This window comes from Rathayibacter sp. AY1B5 (assembly GCF_002932795.1).
In the GTDB taxonomy this organism is placed as follows: Bacteria; Actinomycetota; Actinomycetes; order Actinomycetales; family Microbacteriaceae; genus Rathayibacter.
Map to the genome: position 1 here is coordinate 18,017 of NZ_PSWM01000013.1, position 17,967 is coordinate 35,983.

A 17,967-nucleotide genomic window follows, 5' to 3' on the forward strand; every position below is an offset into this window, starting at 1 on the left:
GCCAACCCGGACCGCGAAGTGTTGCGGGATGTTCCGGGAGCGACTAGGGCCTTGACAGCCCGGGCGGGTCAGGACTCCTCGACGGCTCCGTAGTGCGAGGTCATGTAGTGGCGCAGCAGCGAACGGCTCTCGTCGATGAAGCGCTGGTCGCCGTGGGGGTCGATGAGGAACGCGCGGGTGAGCAGCGCGTCCGCGACCTCGATGGTCACCTCGAGGCGGAAGGACAGCTGCGCGCCGCCCGGGAGGCCGTACTCGGACGCGAGGATCTCGGCGAAGCGGCGCGCGAAGAAGCCGGCCTCGAACGCCTCGCCCGCGACCTCGGGGGCGTGGATCGTGTCGACGAAGCGGATGGAGCGGAAGCCCGGCTCGTTGCGGTGCATCTCGCAGAAGGCGTCGATCGCGCAGTCGACCGCGCCCCACCAGTTGCCCGGGTGGGTGTCGCGGATCTCGGTGATGACGCGTCGGCGGAAGCGCTCGAGGGCCCGCTCGCGCAGCGCCTGGAGGACGGCGATGCGGTCGGGGAAGTAGCGGTAGACCGTGCCGATCGCCGCTCCCGCGCGCTCGGCCACCATCGCCGTGGTCAGGCGGTCGAAGCCGACCTCGTCGACGACGGCGGCCGCCGCGTCGAGCAGCGAGGCGAGACGGGCGGCGCTGCGCACCTGCACCGGCTCGTTGCGGACCTGGGACGATTCACCGAACGGTCGGTCGACGAGGTTTCCAAGAGGCACGGCGGGCTCCTTCGGTCGTGGTTCCTACAATCGTACGCACGCCGACCGCCGGTCGGGGTCGTTTCATCGAAAGTCCCTCGTGTTTCGCGCCCCCGGACGGGCGACGGCTCCGCGGGTCCGATCCACCCGGGAGAAACCATGTGCGGACGCTTTGTCCTCTCGCAGACCACCGCCGACCTGGTGGCGCTCTTCGACATCGACGAGCCGGGCGCCGACCTGCCGGAGCCGTCCTGGAACATCGCGCCGACCCAGCGGATCGCCGTCGTCGCGGAGTCGATGAAGGGGGTCGAGGAGGGCAGCCCGCCGCGGCGCCGGCTCGCCGGGGCCCGCTGGGGCCTGGTGCCCCGCTCCGCCGCCGACCCGTCCGCCGGGCCGCCGCTGTTCAACGCCCGGATCGAGTCCGTCGCCGAGAAGCCGTCGTTCCGGGAGTCCTACGCCTCCCGGCGCGCGATCGTGCCCGCCTCGGGCTGGTACGAGTGGCGGGTCGGCGCGGACGGGGCGAAGGCCCCCGTCTACGTCTCGCCGGGCGAGGGCTCCCTCCTCCTCTTCGCCGGTCTCTACGAGTGGTGGCGCTCGGCTCAGCCGGGCGCTCCCTGGCTGCTCTCGGCGACGATCCTCACCCGCCCCTCCGCCGGGCCGCTCGCCGAGGTGCACGAGCGGATGCCGGTGCTGCTGCAGCCGGAGCTGATCGAGGACTGGCTGGACCCGGCCTCCCCCGGGGACGGCGAGCTGCTGCGCGCGGCCGCCGAGGGCGCGGCCGAGCTGGCCGAGGAGCTCGAGGTGCACGGCGTCGGGGCGGCCGTGGGCTCCGTCTCGGCGAACGGCCCCGAGCTGATCGAGCCCGCCGACGCCTGACGATCGCGTGAGAGCGCGATCCGCGGTCCGGCATCGGGTCTGACAGACTGGGCGGATGCCGCTGACGCCCGAGAGCAAGCCCCTGAGCGCAGGCAAGGCCGAGGTCATGCACCGCGCCGCCCGCCTCGAGGACCGACTCCACTCCTTCCGGATGAGGCGCGTCAAGCGCAAGGGCTACGTCCCGCGGGTCATCCCCTACACCGGCTACGGCTCGACCACGCAGCTGCGCGTCCTGGCCCGTGTCCTCTACACGCGGCCGACCCCTCCCGGGGCCGAGGAGGTCCGCCCCGTCGAGGGCGTGCGCGGCTGGCGGAGCTTCACCAGCGTCTTCGTGAGCGGGGCCGTCGTGACCGTCGAGGCCGACGGGCAGACCCATCGGGTCACGGCCGACCGAGGCGGAGTCGTCGACGCGGACCTCCCGATCACGCTCGAGCCCGGCTGGCACACCATCACCTTCTCGACCGCGGGCTCGAAGCCCGTCGAGGCGCCCGTCCTCATCGTGCGTCCGGAGTCGCGGCTCGGAGTCGTCTCGGACGTCGACGACACGGTGATGGTCACCGCGCTCCCCCGCCCCTTCGTCGCCGCCTGGAACACCTTCGTGCTCGACGAGCACGCCCGGATGCCCACGCCCGGCATGGCGGTCTTCCTCGACCGCTTCGCCCGGCAGTACGAGGGCTCCCCCGTCATCTACCTCTCCACGGGCGCGTGGAACGTCGCCCCGGCGCTCACCCGCTTCCTCTCGCGGCACCTGTACCCGGCCGGAGCGCTGCTCCTGACCGACTGGGGCCCCACGCACGACCGCTGGTTCCGCAGCGGCAAGCAGCACAAGGAGATGAACCTCCGCCGACTCGCGGCCGAGTTCCCGGACGTGCGCTGGCTGCTGGTCGGCGACGACGGGCAGCACGACGAGGAGATCTACTCCGACTTCGCGGACGAGCACCCCGACAAGGTCGCGGCGATCGCGATCCGCCAGCTCTCCACCGGCGAGGCGGTGCTCGCGGGCGGCCGCTCCAAGGCCGAGGACCGCTCGCTGACCAGCGGCACGACCTGGGTCTTCGCGCCCGACGGCGCGGGCATCTCCGAGCAGCTGACGGAGCTCGGCATCCTCTGATCCCGCACCGGCTCCGGGAACGACGGAGCCGTCCGCTCCCCGGAGGGAGGGACGGCTCCGGTCGATCGGCTCGGACTACGCCTGGTGGGCGGCCTGCAGGTCGAGGGTGATGGTGACCTTCTCGCCGATGAGCACGCCACCGGTCTCGAGGGCCGCGTTGTAGGTCAGACCGAAGTCGGTGCGGTCGATGGTGGCCTTGGCGGTGAGGCCGGCCTTGTAGTTGCCGTACGGGTCGGTGCCGAAGCCGCCGAACTCCACCTCGAAGGTGACGGGCTTGGTGGTGCCCTTGATGGTGAGCTCGCCGTCGACGAGGAAGTCGTCGCCGTTCGGGCGGACGGCGGTGGAGACGAAGTGGATCTCCGGGTACTGCTCGGCCTCGAAGAAGTCGCCGGTGCGGAGGTGGCCGTCGCGGTTGGGCTCGTTGGTGTTGACGGAGGCGACCTCGGCGGTGGCCTCGACCTTGGAGTCGAGCGGGTTCTCGCCGGTGGTGAACGTGGCGGTGAAGCGCTCGAACTTGCCCTTGACCTTGCTGATCATCAGGTGGCGGACGCTGAACGCGACCTCGCTGTGGGTGGGGTCGATGACCCAGGTGCCGGCCTTGTAGCCGGGGATGGTGACGGTGTCGGTCATGGTTTCTCCTCGAGTGTGACGGTCGTCGCGGGGAGAGCGTCCCCGTCCGATGTATGCAAGCGCATCGACGTCGATCAGTATTCCATGTAGCGACAACTATTTCATCCACGTTCCGTCGAAGGATCGGCGGACGCTGCGTGAACACGGGGCGCCGCACCCCCGGGCGGGGGTCGATCCCGCTCCCCGGAGCGGCCGTCAGCGGTCGGCGGGAGCGGGGTTGCGGATGCCGAGGAGGGAGACGACGCCGCCGGCGACCAGGAGGACGGAGGTCGCCACGGCGGCGCGGGAGAAGCCCTCGACGTCGAGCGAGTCGCCGACCACGAGCGAGGTGGCGGCGATGGCGACCAGCCCGGCGATGCGCGAGACCGCGTTGTTCACAGCGGAGCCGACTCCGCTGTGCCCGTCCTCGACCGCGCCGAGGATCGTCGAGGTCAGCGGGGCGACCGTCACCGCGAGGCCGAAGCCGAACAGGAGGATCCCCGGCAGCAGCTGCGTGGCGTAGTCCGCGCCCTCGTCGACGAAGGAGAGCAGGAGGAACCCGGCCGCGGCGATCAGCGGTCCGACGCCCATGAAGAGCCTGGGGCCGAACCGCGCCGACAGCGACCCGGAGACCTGCGAGAGCAGGAGCAGCAGGATCGTCGGCGGGAGCGTCGCGAGCCCGGCCAGGGTCGCCGAGAAGCCGAGGGTCTGCTGCAGGAACAGGCCCAGCGCGAAGAAGCCGAAGGAGAGCGCTCCGTAGACGAACGCCGTCGAGACGTTGCCGACGGTGAAGTTCCGCGAGGCGAAGAGCGAGAGCGGGAGCATCGGGTGCGCCGCGCGCCGCTCCCACACGACGAACGCGACGAGCGCGGCGACTCCCCCGATCAGGGCGGTCAGCACGAGCGGATCCCGGATCCCGAGCCGCTCCTGCTCGATCAGCGCGAACACCGGCCCTCCCAGGCCGATCACCCCGAGCACCGCGCCGACGCCGTCGATCGGCACCCGGGTCCCCGAGTCGACCGCGCCGAGCCTGCGCAGCAGCACGAGCGTCACCGCGATCGGCAGCAGGTTGAGCGCGAAGACGTACCGCCACGATCCCGCGTCCACCAGCAGGCCGCCGAGCACGGGCCCGGCGATCGTCGCCGTGCCGGTCCAGGCCGTCCACGCGCCGATGGTCCGGGCCTGCGCGGCGCCGTGGACGGTCGCGATGATGAGGGCGAGCGAGCTGGGCACGAGGATCGCCCCGGCGGCGCCCTGGAGCATCCGCGCCACGATGAGGACCTCGGCGGTGGGGGCCAGCGCGCACAGCAGCGAGGTGACGCCGAAGCCGATCAGGCCGATCGTCATGCTGCGGGCTCGGCCGATGCGGTCGGCGAGCGAGCCGGCGACCAGGATCAGCGCGCCGAGCGTGATCAGGTACCCGTCGACCACCCACTGCTGCACCGCGAGCCCGCCGCCGAGCTCGCGGGTGATCGCGGGCAGGGCGACGTTGACGACGGTGCCGTCGAGGAAGGCGACGAAGGAGGCGAGGACGGCCACCACGAGCACCGCGCGGCGGCGCGTCTCAGCGGGGTCGGCGGAGGTGGTCATGCTCGGGCTCTGCTCACTCGATCACCGTACCGGCGGCCGCCGCTCCCGGGACCGGGAGGGCGGGCATCCGGGCCCCCGAGCGCGGCCGCACGACGGATCCAGACTCGTCGCCTACTCTCGTAGCCATGTCTGCGCAAGGAACCGCCCGCGGCGGCGTGCTCGCCCGGGTCCTCGGGATCGTCGGAGCCAGCCTCGCCGGGGGCCTGCTGATCACGGTCGGGGTCACCCCCGCCCTCGCCGTCACCGGGCTCGCCGAGAACAACCCGATCGGGCTGTTCGAGACGGTGCCCGAGTACCTCGAGCTCGGCCAGCTGGCCCAGAAGACGGAGATCTACGCGAAGCGCACCGACGGCTCGGACGAGCTTCTCGCCTCCTTCTACGCGCAGAACCGCGAGGAGGTGGCCTTCGACCAGGTCAGCCAGTCCGTGAAGGACGCGGCGGTCTCGACCGAGGACCCGCGCTTCTACGACCACGGCGGCGTCGACCTGCAGGGCACGATCCGCGCGGTGCTCAGCAACCTCGTCGGCGGGGACCTCCAGGGCGGCTCCTCGATCACCCAGCAGTACGTCAAGAACGTCCTCGTGCAGAAGGCGGAGTCGCTGAGCGCGACCGACGAGGCCGCCTCGGAGGCCGCCTACGAGGAGGCGACCGCGACCACTCCGAGCCGCAAGCTCAAGGAGATGAAGCTCGCCGTCGACCTCGAGAAGAAGTACAGCAAGGACGACATCCTCCTCGGCTACCTCAACATCGCCGGCTTCGGCGGGCAGGTCTACGGGATCCAGGCGGCGGCCGAGTACTACTTCTCGACCACCGCGGCCGACCTGAGCCTGGCGCAGGCCGCGAGCCTGATCGCCACGGTCAACAACCCCAACGGCCTCAGGATCGATCAGCCCGAGAACATCCCGGACAACACGGTCCGCCGCGACTACGTCCTCGGCCAGATGCTGAAGGAGGGGAAGATCTCGCAGGCCGACCACGACGCCGCCGTCGCCGAGGAGGTCGTCCCCGCGATCACGCAGACGCCGACCGGCTGCCAGACGGCCGGCAACGCGGCCTTCTTCTGCGACTACATCACCCGCATCGTCCAGAACGACCCGGCCTTCGGCGACGACGTGGACACCCGCCTCGCGAACTTCCAGCGCGGCGGCTACAAGATCTACACGACGCTCGACCGCGACCTGCAGGACACCGCGGCCAACGCGACGAACAACGCCGTCCCCAAGGTGCCGACCCTCGACACCAACATCGGCAGCGCGACCGTCTCGATGGAGGTCGGCACCGGCCGCATCCTGGCGATGGTGCAGAACAAGGACTACGACGCGGCCGGTGCCGTGAACGGCGCCAACTTCTCCGCCGTCAACTTCAACACCGACACGGCCTACGGCGGCTCCGCCGGGTTCCAGGTCGGATCGACGTACAAGGTGTTCACGCTTGCGCAGTGGCTGGCGAGCGGACGCACCCTGAACGAGACGATCAACGGCCGCGAGCGCACCTTCTCGGGCTTCCCCGCCAGCTGTGCGCCGGGCGGAGAGCTCGACACCTCGTACGAGGTCAACAACGACGACGGCGAGAACGGCAGCTACAGCGTGCTGACCGGCACGATGCAGTCGATCAACACCGTCTACGTCTCGATGGCGCAGCAGCTCGACCTCTGCGCCATCCGCGACCGCGCGGTCGGCTTCGGCGTGAAGGCGGCCGACGGCGGCGAGGTCGACTACAAGCCGTCCGCCGTCCTCGGCTCGGACACGCTCATCTCCCCGCTCTCGATGGTCACCGCCTTCGCCGGCTTCGCCAACAACGGCACCGCCTGCTCCGCGATCGCCATCGACTCGATCACCGACGCGACCGGTGCCGCCGTCCAGCCGCCGACCTCCACCTGCAACCAGGCCCTCAGCCCCGAGCTGACGGCGGTCGCGAACTACGCTCTGCAGCGCGTCGTCACCAGCGGCACGGCCGCTCAGTCCGACCCGGACGACGGCATCGAGCACATCGGCAAGACGGGCACCACCGACAACGCGGAGTCGACCTGGATGGACGGCGCGAGCTCGCGCGTCGCGACCGTGGTCTGGGTGGGCAACATCGACGGCCACACCTCGATGCGCGAGGTCCGCTTCCCGAACTCCGAGCTCGAGAGCCGCCCCTACGCCTCCAACATCCGCCACTACATCTGGAACTCGGTGATGACCCGCGCCGACCAGAAGTACGGCGGAGACGACTTCGAGGAGCCCAGCAGCGCCCTGCTGAACGGCCGCCAGATCGCCGTGCCGACCGTCTCGGGCCGCTCGATCGACGACGCCACGGAGGCGCTGGAGGACCTCGGCTTCGACGTCGAGGAGGGGGCGACCATCGACTCGTCGCTCCCCGCCGGCGTGGTGGCGGGCACCGACCCGGCCGCGGGCACGACCGTCGCGCGCTACTCCGACATCGCCCTGCTGATCAGCAACGGCTCGCAGGTCCCGGCCCCCGCCACCGAGGCACCGGCTCCGGCGCCGTCCGGCACGGGAGTGCCGGCGACCGAGGCTCCCCCGGCGACGCCCACCGCGACACCGACAGCGACGCCCACGGCGACTCCGACGGCGGAGGTCGAGGAGTGAGCTTCGACGCGGACTTCCTCGGCGTCCCCGCGGCGGCACCTCGCCTGAGGGTCGAGCGCCCCGTGCGGCTCCTGCCGTACACGCACTTCCAGGTGATGCTGGACCCGGAGCGGCGCCTGGCGGTCTCGACGGCCGTGAACATCGACGGCGCGCGCCTCGTCGAGCTCGGCCGCGGCGACGACTGGCACCTCGACGACCGCATCCCCGCCGACGAGCAGACGGGTCCGGAGGTGTACGCCCGCAACGACCTCGACCGCGGCCACCTCGTCCGCCGCCGCGACCCCGTCTGGGGCGACCGGGTCGAGGCCGCCGCGGCCAACCGCGACAGCTTCTGCTACACGAACGCCGCGCCCCAGGCGAGCGGCTTCAACCAGTCGCAGGAACTGTGGCTCGGGCTCGAGACGCTGGTGCTCGACTACGCGCAGACCTGGCGCACCCGCCTGAGCGTCTTCACCGGGCCCGTGCTCGCGGACGACGACCCGGTCTACCGCGGCACGGGCATCCCCCGCCGCTTCTGGAAGATCGCGGCGTGGAGCCCGGACGGATCGACGCTCGCGACGAGCGCGTACCTGCTCGATCAGAGCGAGCTCGTGGAGCGGGTGCGCGAGGGCCTGGTGCCGCTCGGCGGCTTCAGGACGTTCCAGCTGCCCGTCGCCGCGATCGGCGAGCTGACCGGTCTCGATGTGGACCTCCTCGCCGAGGCCGACGTGCTCGGCGCGGCAGGACTCCGGCCGGAGCCGTGGCGCGAGCTCGTGGAGCCGTCCGACGTGGCGAGCGGCCTCCTCCCCCGCTGAGACCCCGCCGGGGGCAGGATGGGCGGATGAGCACCCCCGTCCTCGTCGAGATCGCCTCCCGCACTGTCGTCCTCCGCGACCCGGAGGGTCCGCTCGTCCGCGTGGACGAGGCGGGCTACCTCCGCGGCGACGGCGTCTTCGAGACCCTCGCGGTCCTCGACGGACGTCCCCGCGCACTCCCCGAGCACCTCGAGCGGCTGGCCGGGTCGGCCCGGGCCGTCGGGCTGGCGATCCCGGAGGCGTCGCTCTGGTCCCGAGCGGTCGACCTCGCCGTGGCGGAGCACGACCGGGTCGACGACCTGACGATCCGCTTCATCGCCGCGCACGGCTCGGGCGACGCCGCCCGGTGCACCGTCCGCGCGGCTCCGACTCCCGACTCGAGCGCGCTCCGGGAGAAGGGCGCGGCTGTCGTCGTGCTCGACCGCGGCTACGCGAGCGGTCCGCTCGCTCCGTGGCTGCTCCCGGGCGTCAAGACGACCTCGGGCGCCGTCACCCGGGCAGCGCTGCGCGAGGCGGCCTCGCGGGGCGCGGACGACGTTCTCTGGCGCACGAGCGACGGGCTGCTCCTCGAGGGGGCGACGTCCAGCCTGGTGCTCCTCGCCGACGGGGCGCTCACGACCCCGCTCTCGGGCAGCGTGCTCGCCGGCACGACGGTCGAGCGGATCCTCGCGCTGGGCGAGCACTGCGGTCTCGCGTCCTCGCGTCGCGAGCTGCCGGTCTCGGCGCTCACCGGCGCCGATGCGGCCTGGCTGGTGTCGAGCACCCGGCGGGCGATCCCCGTCCGCTCGGTCGACGGGGCACCGCTCGCGATCGACGCCGGCCTGACAGCGGCGTTCGAGGCGGGGCTGCTCGCCGACTGACCGCGGCGGCGGCTCGGACTCCCGGCGCCTCAGGCCGCTGCGGCCAGCGCGTGGGAGGTGTGCGGGCCGACGCCGGCCTCCTCCGCGTCGCCGAGGTCGGCGAGCGTGTCGACGTCCAGCCGCAGCGTCGACGAGCCGGGCAGCACGACGACGGTGCAGCCCCCGTCGCGGTGCCGGGAGAGAGAGCCCGGGCCGAACGCCGGAGCGACGAGGGCTCCGGCCGCCAGCAGGAGCGCGGTGGTGCCGCTCCCCTCGCGGTCCGGGACGACGGCCGGGAGCGACCGCGTCGCGAGCGCCTCGGAGAGGTCCGACGGCAGCAGGGCGGGCAGGTCCCCGGTCAGCACGATCACCGGGGCGCTGGGCCGGCGGTGCAGGGCGGCCTCGGCTCCCGCGGACACCGAGGCGTCGAGGGTCCCCGGGTCGGGCACCACCACCAGCTGGGGGTGCTCCGCCCGGGCGCGGTCGGCCGCACCGGCGTCGGAGGTGACCAGGAGCAGGCTCGCCACAGGCTCCGCGGCGGCCACGGCGGCGAGCGTGTCCAGGAGGAACGCCTCGGCCAGCGCCGCGCGGCCCGGCACGTCGAGGCGCGTCTTCGAGCCGCCGCGCCCCTTGAAGACGACGACCGCACTCCAGCCGGTCACGCGCGCTCCTCGCGCGCGGCGGCTCCGGCCGCGAAGCCCTCGGCGTAGGCCTCGTCGGCGCCGAGGCGGAACATGTCCTCGGGACCCGTGCGGGTCAGCGTGCGGGCGCCGGGGCTCCCGACCCCCGTCACCAGGCGTGCGAGCCCGCGGACGACGGCGACGGGTCGACCGCTCGCCTTGCCCTTCACCAGGTCGCCGAGCGCGGCGATCTCGTCCGCCACGGCCGGCATGGTCACTCCGAGCGTGCGCCCCAGGGCGTCGACACCGCCGCGGAGGTCGTCGATCACGAGGACTCCCGCGGCTCCGATGGCCGCGTCGGTCTGCCCGACCCGCCAGGCGCGGCCGAGGGTGTCGCTGACCAGCACGCCCACCTCCACGCCGAGCCGCTCCCGGAGGCCCGCGCAGAGGGCCCGCGCCGAGGCGTCCGGGTCGACGGGGAGGAGGAGGACCGTCCCCTCCGCGACGTTGCTGGCGTCGACTCCGGCCGCTGCCTGCACGATCCCGAGTCGGTTCTCCACGATGCGGGTGACGCCGGATCCGTGCGCCCGGGTGGCGACGACGCGGACGGTCTCGGCCGTGATCGCGTCCTCGCGGTCGGTCGCGGCGACGACGCGCCCCTCCGCCTTCGAGACGATCTTGCTCGTGACGACGAGGATGTCGCCGTCCGCGGGCCGGTCCTCCTCCTCGGCGGCGGCGACGGCCGCGAGGATCAGCTCGAGCAGGTCGTCGCCGGGAGTCACCTCCGGGATGCCGTCGAGGGCCCAGGCCTGCACGCGCGTCTCGCTCACCGGTCCATTCTCCCGGCTGCCGCGGGCGCACGGGTCCACGGCCGGAGATCGCCCGGGTGGACGATCGGCGGCGCCTCAGCCGGCGGCGAGGTACGCGGCGACCGCGGGCGGCACGTAGGGGGCCACGTCGCCGCCGAGGGAGGAGACCTGCCGCACCAGCGAGCTCGACACGTGGGCGTGCGCGGGATCGGGCAGGAGGAACACCGTCTCGACATGCGCGAGGTTGCGGTTCACGATCGCCATCGGGGTCTCGTACGCCACGTCGACCTGCGAGCGGATGCCCTTCACCAGGATGCTCGCACCGACGTCGGTGCAGTAGTCGACGAGCAGTCCCATGCTCCACGAGGCGACGACGATCCGCCCCTCGACCCCCGCCTCCGCTATCGACTGCTCGATGAGCGAGACGCGCTGGGCGATCGGCAGCAGCGCCGTCTTGGCGGGGTTGTGCACCACCACCACGTGCAGCTCGTCGACCAGGCGCGCGGCCCGCTCGATCACGTCGAGATGACCGAGGGTCACGGGGTCGAAGGAGCCGGGGACGACGGCGATGCGGGCCATGCCGACAGAGTAGCGGGCGGGCACCGCCTAGCTCTTGGCGAGGAACTCCCGGTCGCGGTCCTGCACGCGGCGCTCGAGCGCGGCACGGAGCCGGTCGTGCGCGGCGAGCGACGGGTCCTCCGCGAGGAGCCGCTCGGCCAGCGCCCGCGCCTCCACGATGACGTCGGCGTCCTGCACCACCCGCAGCAGGCGGAGCGACGATCGCCCGCCGGACTGCGAGTCGCCCAGCACGTCGCCCTCGCGGCGCAGCTCCAGGTCGACCTCGGCGAGCGCGAAGCCGTCGAGCGTCGCGGCGACCGCCTCCACCCGCTCGCGCGCGACCGTCCCCGCCTCCGCCGCCGTCACGAACAGGCACACCCCCGCGACGCCGCCGCGCCCGATGCGCCCGCGGAGCTGGTGCAGCTGCGAGACCCCGAACCGCTCCGCGTCGAGCACGACCATCATCGAGGCGTTCGGCACGTCCACGCCGACCTCGATGACCGTCGTCGACACCAGGACGTCGATCTCCCCCGCGGCGAAGGAGCGCATCACGGCGTCCTTCTCCTCCGTCGTCATCCGCCCGTGCAGCGCGGCCGACCGCCGCTTCCCGAGCAGCGGATGCGCGCGCACGCCCTCCAGCGTGGCCGCGACGGTCGTGAGCGGCGCGGCGGCGTCCTCCTCGGGCGGCTGCGCGCCCTCGGCGGGCTCCCCCGGCTCGATCGCCGGGCAGACGAGGTAGACCTGGTGGCCCGAGCGGATCTCCTCCTCGGCGCGCTCCCACGCCCGCGCGATCCACGCGGGATGGTCGGCGAGCGGCACCACGTGGCTCGTGATGCCGGGGCGCCCCGCGGGGAGCTCGCGGATGGTCGAGGTGTCGAGATCGCCGAAGACCGTCATGGCCACGGTGCGCGGGATGGGCGTGGCCGTCAGCACCAGCACGTGCGGCGGGGTGGCGCCCTTCCGGCGCAGGGCGTCGCGCTGGTCGACGCCGAAGCGGTGCTGCTCGTCGATCACGACGAGGCCCAGGTCGTAGAAGGAGACCGCGTCGCCGAGGAGGGCGTGCGTGCCGACGACGATCTTCGCCGTGCCCGAGACGATCCGGAGGAGGGCCGCGCGTCGCTGCGCCGCCCCCAGTCCGCCGGTGAGGAGGGTCGGCACCAGCTCGGCCGCGAGCTCCGGACCGAGCGTCCTCGCGATCGAGCGGAGGTGCTGCCCCGCGAGCACCTCGGTGGGAGCGAGCAGCGCCGCCTGACCTCCGCTCTCGGCCGTGGCGAGCATCGCCCGGAGCGCGACGAGGGTCTTGCCGGAGCCCACCTCGCCCTGCACCAACCGCGTCATCGGGCTCTCGGCGGCCAGGTCGACGGCGATCTCGTGCCCCACCGCGGTCTGGTCGCCGGTGAGGGCGAACGGCAGCGCCGCGTCGAAGCGCTCGAGCAGCCCGCCGGGGCCGGGCACGCGGGCGGTGGCAGGGCTGCTCCGCGCCGACGCCCGGCGCTCGAGCAGCGCGAGCTGCAGGAGGAACGCCTCGTGGAAGCGCAGCGTCTCGCGCGCCTGCGACTCCTCGCCCTCCCGCTGCGGGCGGTGGATCAGCTCCAGCGCCTCGCCGAGGCCCAGCAGCGAGCGCCCGGCGCGCACCTGCTCGGGCATCGGGTCCGGCACGTCGCGCAGGCCGTCCAGCAGCACGCCGATCGCAGCCTGGAGCTGCCAGCTCGAGATCGCGCTGGTCGCCGGGTAGATCGGGATCGGCCGCTCCGCCCAGTCCTTCGCGAGCTCACCGCCTCCCGTCTCCGTCGCGGCGGCCTCCTCGTCGTCGAACAGGCGGTAGTCGGGATGAGTGAGCTGCGGGGTGTCGCGGAACATCGAGACCGTGCCCGCGAAGATCCCGCGCACACCGCGGTGCAGCTTGGCCGCGCGCCAGGGCTGTCCGAAGAACGTCAGCGAGAGCGTGCCCGAGCCGTCCGAGATGACGACCTCGAGCAGGGTGCCGCGCCGGTTGCGCATCGGGCGCTCGCGCACCTCGCGCACCTCCGCCACGATCGTCACGCTCTCGCCCACCGGGAGGCGCGAGAGCGCCGTCAGCTCGCCCCGCTTCGCGTAGCGGCGCGGGTAGTGGCCCAGGAGCTCGCCGACCGTGCGGTACCCGAAGGCCTTCTCGACCGCGCTCGCCGTGCGCGGCCCGATCAGCGGCGCGAGCGAGGCGTCGAGAGGGTCCGGGATCACCTAGCGATCATAGGTCGGACCTCGGACGCGCGAGCCGGGCGACCGGGTCCAGCGCCGAGCGGGGCACGACCGTTGCGAGCAGCCGCCGACCGGGACCCGCGGAGCCGCGGAGAGCGGCGGCCACAGCGGTCGCGTCGTCCCACGCCTCCGACTCGCTCGCGGACGGCGAGTAGCGCCGGCGCTCGACGCGCTCCCGGAGCCCCTGCAGACGTGCCGCTGCTCCGGGGTCGAGGGCGGGAGCCATGCGGGCCTCCTGCGCGCGCGGCGACTCCGTGTCCTCCACGGGGACGCCCAGGTCGCGGGCGGTCGCCAGCAGCTCGGCCCACGCGGCCTCGACGGAGCCGGAGCGCGCGGACCGGCGCCGCAGCGCCCGCTGGACGGCGCGCATCAGCCAGGGGACGAGCACGAGCAGCAGGAGGAGCACCCAGAGCGTCGCCGCGGGAGCCGCCGTGGTGCTGGAGGCGCCGACGGCGCCGGGGGTCGGCGTGGCCGACGCGGCGGTCGGAGTGGGCGTCGCGGCGGGAGCGCTGGTCGCACCGGGCGCGGTGGTCGCGGTCGAGCCCGGGGCGGTGGGGCCCGAGGACGCCGTGGCGCTCGGCAGGGTGTACGAGGCCGGGGCCCCGCGGCTGGGCGTCGGCTCGAAGGGCAGCCAGCCGACCCCCTCGAAGTAGAGCTCGGGCCAGGCGTGCAGGTCGGAGGAGAGGACGCGGTAGGTGGTCAGGTCGCTGCCGCCGGAGGGCACGACGGAGCCGGGCTGGTAGCCGATGGCGAGCCGCGACGGGATCCCGAGCTCGCGCGCCATCACCGCCATCGCCGAGGCGAAGTGAACGCAGTAGCCCTCCTTCGTCGTCAGGAAGGCCGAGAGCACGCCGACTCCGTCGCCGTCGTAGCCCTCCTCCACCGGGGTGTCCTCGGAGTAGCGGAACTCGGACGAGCGGAAGTACGTCTGCAGCGCGCGCGCCCGGTCGTAGGCGGTCGGAGCCTCCGCGGTGACCTCCTCCGCCGTGGTGCGGACGATCTCCGGCACGTCGTCGGGGAGCGAGAGGTACCGGTCGACGCCGGACGGCGCGGGAGCGGCCAGCAGCTGCTGCGGGTCGGGCTCGAGGCGCAGCGCCTGCACCTGGTAGTCGTCGCCGGAGCGGGTCACAGCGTCACCTCGGATCGAGCCGTCCTGCACGTCCTGCAGCCAGCCCCCGCCCACGCCCGTCAGCGACGAGACCGGGTACGGCACGGGGAGCCACCGGCTCCGCAGCGTCTCCACCGAGACGTCGACCTCCTCCGCCTCCCGCGGCACGCTCTCGGAGAGCCCCTCGGGCGCGATCGGGGCGTCGATCGGCGCGGTCTGCTCCGTCTCGCTCGGCGCCCAGTCGTCGCCGTCGAAGTCGGAGACGGTCAGCACGCGGAGGTAGACGGGCAGGTCGGAGTCGGTGGCGTAGCGCAGCACCGTCACGGGGTTCGGGCGGCGCAGGTCCGCGCCGAGGGCGACCACCGGGTCGATCGCCCCGTTGAAGAGGCTGCCGGAGACGCCCGAGGGAGCGGTGGTGCGCGCGTAGCCGGCCGCCGACCCGGCGACGACTCCCGCGCCCAGGACGACCACGGTCACGGCCGCGAACGCGGGCAGCACGGCCGAGGCCGCGCTCGGGCCGCTCGAGCGGCGCGGAGCGGCAGTGGCGGCGAGCACGCCCGCGTAGGCGAGCGCGGTGACGACGAGGCTCGCCCAGGACACCTCGGAGGGGTCCACGATCGCCGGCACCGCCAGCAGAGCCGCGGGGAACAGCCCGGCCAGGGCGGGGAGGCGGACGGAGAAGGCGAACAGGTCGGCCGCCCAGGCGAGCACGACCACCCCGCCGATCAGGAGGAACGAGATGCCGTCGTCGGCGACGGCCGGGAGCCCCTGCTGGGCGATGGACTCGAAGCCGCCCTGCGCGAGCGCCTCCGCCTGCGCGACGGCGCCGGGCGTGGGGATCACGAACAGCAGGGCCCGACCGGGCACGAACATCGCGGTCAGCACGCCGACCATCGTCAGCGTGCCGAGGATCGGCGGGACGACAGGATGCACGCGCAGAGCCCGGGCGGCGGCCGGGACGCCGAGCACCACGGCGACCGCGCACGCGAGGAGCACCAGCCAGTCGACGCCGACGAGGAGCCGGCCGATCCCGGCGGCCGCGGCCGTGATCGCGAGGAAGAGCAGACCGCTCAGGGCAGCCGACCCGGCGCGCGGATCGATCTCGGCGCGGCGGCTCACGCGACCACCCGCAGAGCGAGGGCCTGCGCCCACGCCTCCTCGACGGAGGCGCTCGGGTCGACGGGCACCGCGTACCAGCCGAGCGAGGCGAGAGCCGCCTCCTCCTCAGCGGTGCCGGCGACGACGAAGGCGATCGCGGGGCGCGACTGCGCGGCCAGGGAGCCGAGGGCGTCGAGGTCCGACTCGAGGAGGCGGGTGAGCACGGCGAAGACCGGGCGCACTCCCCCGGTGTCGCGCATGTCGGCCGAGATCCGGGTCACCGCGTCGACCGACTCGCGCGAGGGCGCCAGCTCGGCCAGGCGCAGCAGCACGTCGTGCGCCACCTCGCGCTCGTCCTCCGAGTGCTCCGGCTCGCCGTCCGCACCGGTCTCGACGAGGTGGGTCTCGAAGCCGCGGTCGAGCAGGTGGACCGCGAGGGAGGCCGTCATCGACACCGCCCACTCGAGCCGGTCGTCACCGCGCCGCTCGAGCACGCGCTCGGCGCGGGTCTCGAGGAGGATCCACGCGTGGGGATCCGTGTTCTGCTCGTCCTGGCGGACCATGAGCTCGCCGGAGCGGGCGCTCGCCCGCCAGTGCACCCGGCGCATCGCGTCGCCCGGGCGGTAGTCGCGGGGGATCACGTCGTCCGTGCCGGCGCCGGCCGTCGCGTGCGCGACCGGGCTCGATCCGCCTGCTCCGTGCGCGTCCAGCACGTCGCTCTGGAGCGGTACGACCCGCGGAGTCACGACGAACGGCTGCACCGCCCCCACGACGCTCTCCCGGAGCGCGAGCCCGAGGCCGTCGCCGCGCACCAGGCGCAGCGGGCCGATGCGGTGGATCCCGCGCCGCTCGGCGAGCAGACGGTAGCGGGCGCGCACACGCCCGCCCGACGGGACGCCCGGGAGCCCGAAGACCCCCTCGGCGACCGGCCGGCCGACGACGACCCCGCGCTCCACGCGCTCGAGCCGGTCGTGGGCGCGCGCCCCGCTGCGGACGGCGCGGCCGCGGTTCTCGAGCAGCACGTCGACCTCCACCACGTCGCCGGCCGCGACGGTCTGGGGAGCGAAGCGGCGCTGCACCCGGAACGACGCCGGCGCCAGGAGCAGGGAGACGAGCGCGCCCAGGGGCAGGCCCAGCAGCACCAGGCCGACGAACAGCAGCTCGCGGAACTCCGACAGCGGCGCGATCACCACTCCCGCGACGCCCAGCAGAACGAGCGCCCAGCCGCGCAGCGTCAGCGCGACCCCGCGGAGCGCGGGCAGACCGCCGAGACGGGACGACGGCGTCTCGGTCGGGCGGGCCTCAGTCGCCACGGTTGCCGAAGGGGACGGGGGTGGCAGCGACGATGCGCTGCACGATCTCGGTGACCGAGTGCGAGGATCCGGCGCCGGAGCGGCCGGGGAGGCGCGTCGCGGGCAGGAGGCGGTGGCCGAGGACGGTGACGGCGAGCGCGTCGACGTCGTCCGGCACGACGAAGTCGCGGTCGCTGAGGGCGGCGAGCGCTTTCGCGGCGGCGATCAGCTGGAGCGTGGCGCGCGGGCTCCCCCCGAGCCGCAGCTCGGGGTCGACGCGGGTCGCCTGCATGATCGCCACCACGTACTCCTGCACGGGCGGTGCGACGTACACGGAGCGCACGTAGGCCATCATCCGCTCGAGCTCGGCGAGGCCGACGACGGGCCGCAGCTCCTCGAGCGGGCTGGCCGAGTCGCGGGTGCGGATCATCTCGAGCTCGGCGCGCTCGTCGGGGTAGCCGAGCGAGAGGCGGGCCATGAAGCGGTCGCGCTGGGCCTCGGGCAGCGAGTAGGTGCCCTCCATCTCGACCGGGTTCTGCGTCGCGATCACGGCGAAGGGGCGCGGGAGGAGGTGGGTGGTGCCGTCGACCGAGACCTGGCGCTCCTCCATGCACTCCAGCAGCGCCGACTGCGTCTTGGGCGAGGCCCGGTTGATCTCGTCGCCGATCAGGATGTTCGCGAAGACCGGGCCCGGCTTGAACTCGAAGTCGCGGGTCGCCTGGTTGTAGACCGAGACCCCCGTGACGTCGGAGGGGAGCAGGTCGGGCGTGAACTGGATGCGCGCGACGCTGCCGCCGACCGAGGCCGCCAGCGACTTCGCCAGGACCGTCTTGCCGGTGCCGGGGACGTCCTCCATCAGGAGGTGCCCACCGGCGAGGAACACCGTCAGCGCCATCGAGACCTCGGCCGACTTGCCGTCGATCACGCGGGTGAGGTTCCCGAGGACGGCGCCGCAGTGCGCCGTGAACTCCTCGCGGGTCAGGGGCGTCTCGGGTGCCGCTCGGCGGCCGACAGCGGAGCGGGTGTCTTCGAGCGACGTCATAGCTACGGATTCTCGCAGTCTTGACGGGAAAAGGGTCCAGGTTCCGCGAGTTCGCAGTGTGCCGCCAGGCGGGAGCCGCGCG

General features: G+C 73.6%; 15 protein-coding genes. 5 read left to right on the forward strand and 10 right to left on the reverse strand.

Features of this window, described 5'->3' with window-relative positions; all coding sequences use genetic code 11:
• Window positions 1-68: 68 nt before the first annotated feature.
• Window positions 69-728: a TetR/AcrR family transcriptional regulator gene (locus C5D44_RS09730; RefSeq protein WP_104276549.1), complete on the reverse strand. Its 660-nt coding sequence runs from the start codon at window positions 726-728 to the stop codon at window positions 69-71.
• 138 nt (window positions 729-866) lie between these two features.
• Here C5D44_RS09730 and C5D44_RS09735 point away from each other — a divergent pair, with 138 nt between their 5' ends.
• Both C5D44_RS09735 and C5D44_RS09740 read left to right on the forward strand, forming a co-directional pair.
• The gene (locus C5D44_RS09735; protein WP_104281528.1) at window positions 867-1,583 is read left to right on the forward strand and encodes an SOS response-associated peptidase; all 717 of its coding nucleotides are present in this window, start codon (window positions 867-869) and stop codon (window positions 1,581-1,583) included.
• Window positions 1,584-1,638: 55 nt separating this feature from the next.
• Entirely contained in the window at window positions 1,639-2,694 is a 1,056-nt protein-coding gene (locus C5D44_RS09740; protein WP_258067939.1) for an App1 family protein, read from the forward strand.
• 75 nt (window positions 2,695-2,769) lie between these two features.
• Here the strand turns inward: C5D44_RS09740 and C5D44_RS09745 are convergent, their stop codons facing one another.
• The gene (locus tag C5D44_RS09745) at window positions 2,770-3,324 is read right to left on the reverse strand and encodes a YceI family protein (RefSeq protein WP_104237910.1); all 555 of its coding nucleotides are present in this window, start codon (window positions 3,322-3,324) and stop codon (window positions 2,770-2,772) included.
• Window positions 3,325-3,519: 195 nt separating this feature from the next.
• The gene (locus tag C5D44_RS09750) at window positions 3,520-4,893 is read right to left on the reverse strand and encodes a DHA2 family efflux MFS transporter permease subunit (RefSeq protein WP_104281529.1); all 1,374 of its coding nucleotides are present in this window, start codon (window positions 4,891-4,893) and stop codon (window positions 3,520-3,522) included.
• A 125-nt stretch (window positions 4,894-5,018) separates the two neighbouring features.
• Between C5D44_RS09750 and C5D44_RS09755 the strand changes: the two genes are divergently transcribed.
• The 3 genes from C5D44_RS09755 to C5D44_RS09765 are packed head-to-tail and all read left to right on the forward strand — an operon-like array spanning window position 5,019 to window position 9,141.
• Window positions 5,019-7,487, forward strand: coding sequence for a penicillin-binding protein (locus C5D44_RS09755; protein ID WP_104281530.1), 2,469 nt, complete (start codon window positions 5,019-5,021; stop codon window positions 7,485-7,487).
• Window positions 7,484-8,281 carry a DNA/RNA non-specific endonuclease gene (locus C5D44_RS09760; RefSeq protein ID WP_258067940.1) on the forward strand — a complete coding sequence of 266 codons (798 nt, stop codon included), beginning with the start codon at window positions 7,484-7,486 and terminating at the stop codon, window positions 8,279-8,281. The genes C5D44_RS09755 and C5D44_RS09760 overlap by 4 nt, the downstream gene beginning before the upstream one ends.
• 26 nt (window positions 8,282-8,307) lie before the next feature.
• On the forward strand, window positions 8,308-9,141 hold the full coding sequence (locus C5D44_RS09765) for an aminotransferase class IV (RefSeq protein ID WP_104281531.1): 834 nt from the start codon (window positions 8,308-8,310) through the stop codon (window positions 9,139-9,141).
• Window positions 9,142-9,170: 29 nt separating this feature from the next.
• Here the strand turns inward: C5D44_RS09765 and cofC are convergent, their stop codons facing one another.
• From cofC to C5D44_RS09800, 7 genes are all read right to left on the reverse strand, one after another.
• Window positions 9,171-9,782 (reverse strand): 2-phospho-L-lactate guanylyltransferase, encoded by a 612-nt coding sequence (gene cofC, locus C5D44_RS09770; protein ID WP_104281532.1) that lies wholly within the window; start codon window positions 9,780-9,782, stop codon window positions 9,171-9,173.
• On the reverse strand, window positions 9,779-10,570 hold the full coding sequence (locus C5D44_RS09775) for a coenzyme F420-0:L-glutamate ligase (protein ID WP_258064989.1): 792 nt from the start codon (window positions 10,568-10,570) through the stop codon (window positions 9,779-9,781). The genes cofC and C5D44_RS09775 overlap by 4 nt, the downstream gene beginning before the upstream one ends.
• Window positions 10,571-10,645: 75 nt before the next feature.
• On the reverse strand, window positions 10,646-11,128 hold the full coding sequence (gene coaD, locus C5D44_RS09780; protein ID WP_104223138.1) for a pantetheine-phosphate adenylyltransferase: 483 nt from the start codon (window positions 11,126-11,128) through the stop codon (window positions 10,646-10,648).
• 27 nt (window positions 11,129-11,155) lie between these two features.
• Window positions 11,156-13,327, reverse strand: a complete 2,172-nt coding sequence (locus C5D44_RS09785) for an ATP-dependent DNA helicase RecG (RefSeq protein WP_374953931.1) — start codon at window positions 13,325-13,327, stop codon at window positions 11,156-11,158.
• A 7-nt stretch (window positions 13,328-13,334) separates the two neighbouring features.
• A complete protein-coding gene (locus tag C5D44_RS09790) occupies window positions 13,335-15,572 on the reverse strand; it encodes a DUF3488 and transglutaminase-like domain-containing protein (RefSeq protein WP_104281533.1) in 2,238 nt (745 codons plus the stop codon).
• Entirely contained in the window at window positions 15,569-16,864 is a 1,296-nt protein-coding gene (locus C5D44_RS09795) for a DUF58 domain-containing protein (protein ID WP_104281534.1), read from the reverse strand. Before C5D44_RS09795 ends, C5D44_RS09790 begins: the two co-directional genes overlap by 4 nt.
• The gene (locus tag C5D44_RS09800) at window positions 16,854-17,885 is read right to left on the reverse strand and encodes a MoxR family ATPase (protein WP_104281535.1); all 1,032 of its coding nucleotides are present in this window, start codon (window positions 17,883-17,885) and stop codon (window positions 16,854-16,856) included. The genes C5D44_RS09795 and C5D44_RS09800 overlap by 11 nt, the downstream gene beginning before the upstream one ends.
• Window positions 17,886-17,967: the final 82 nt, after the last annotated feature.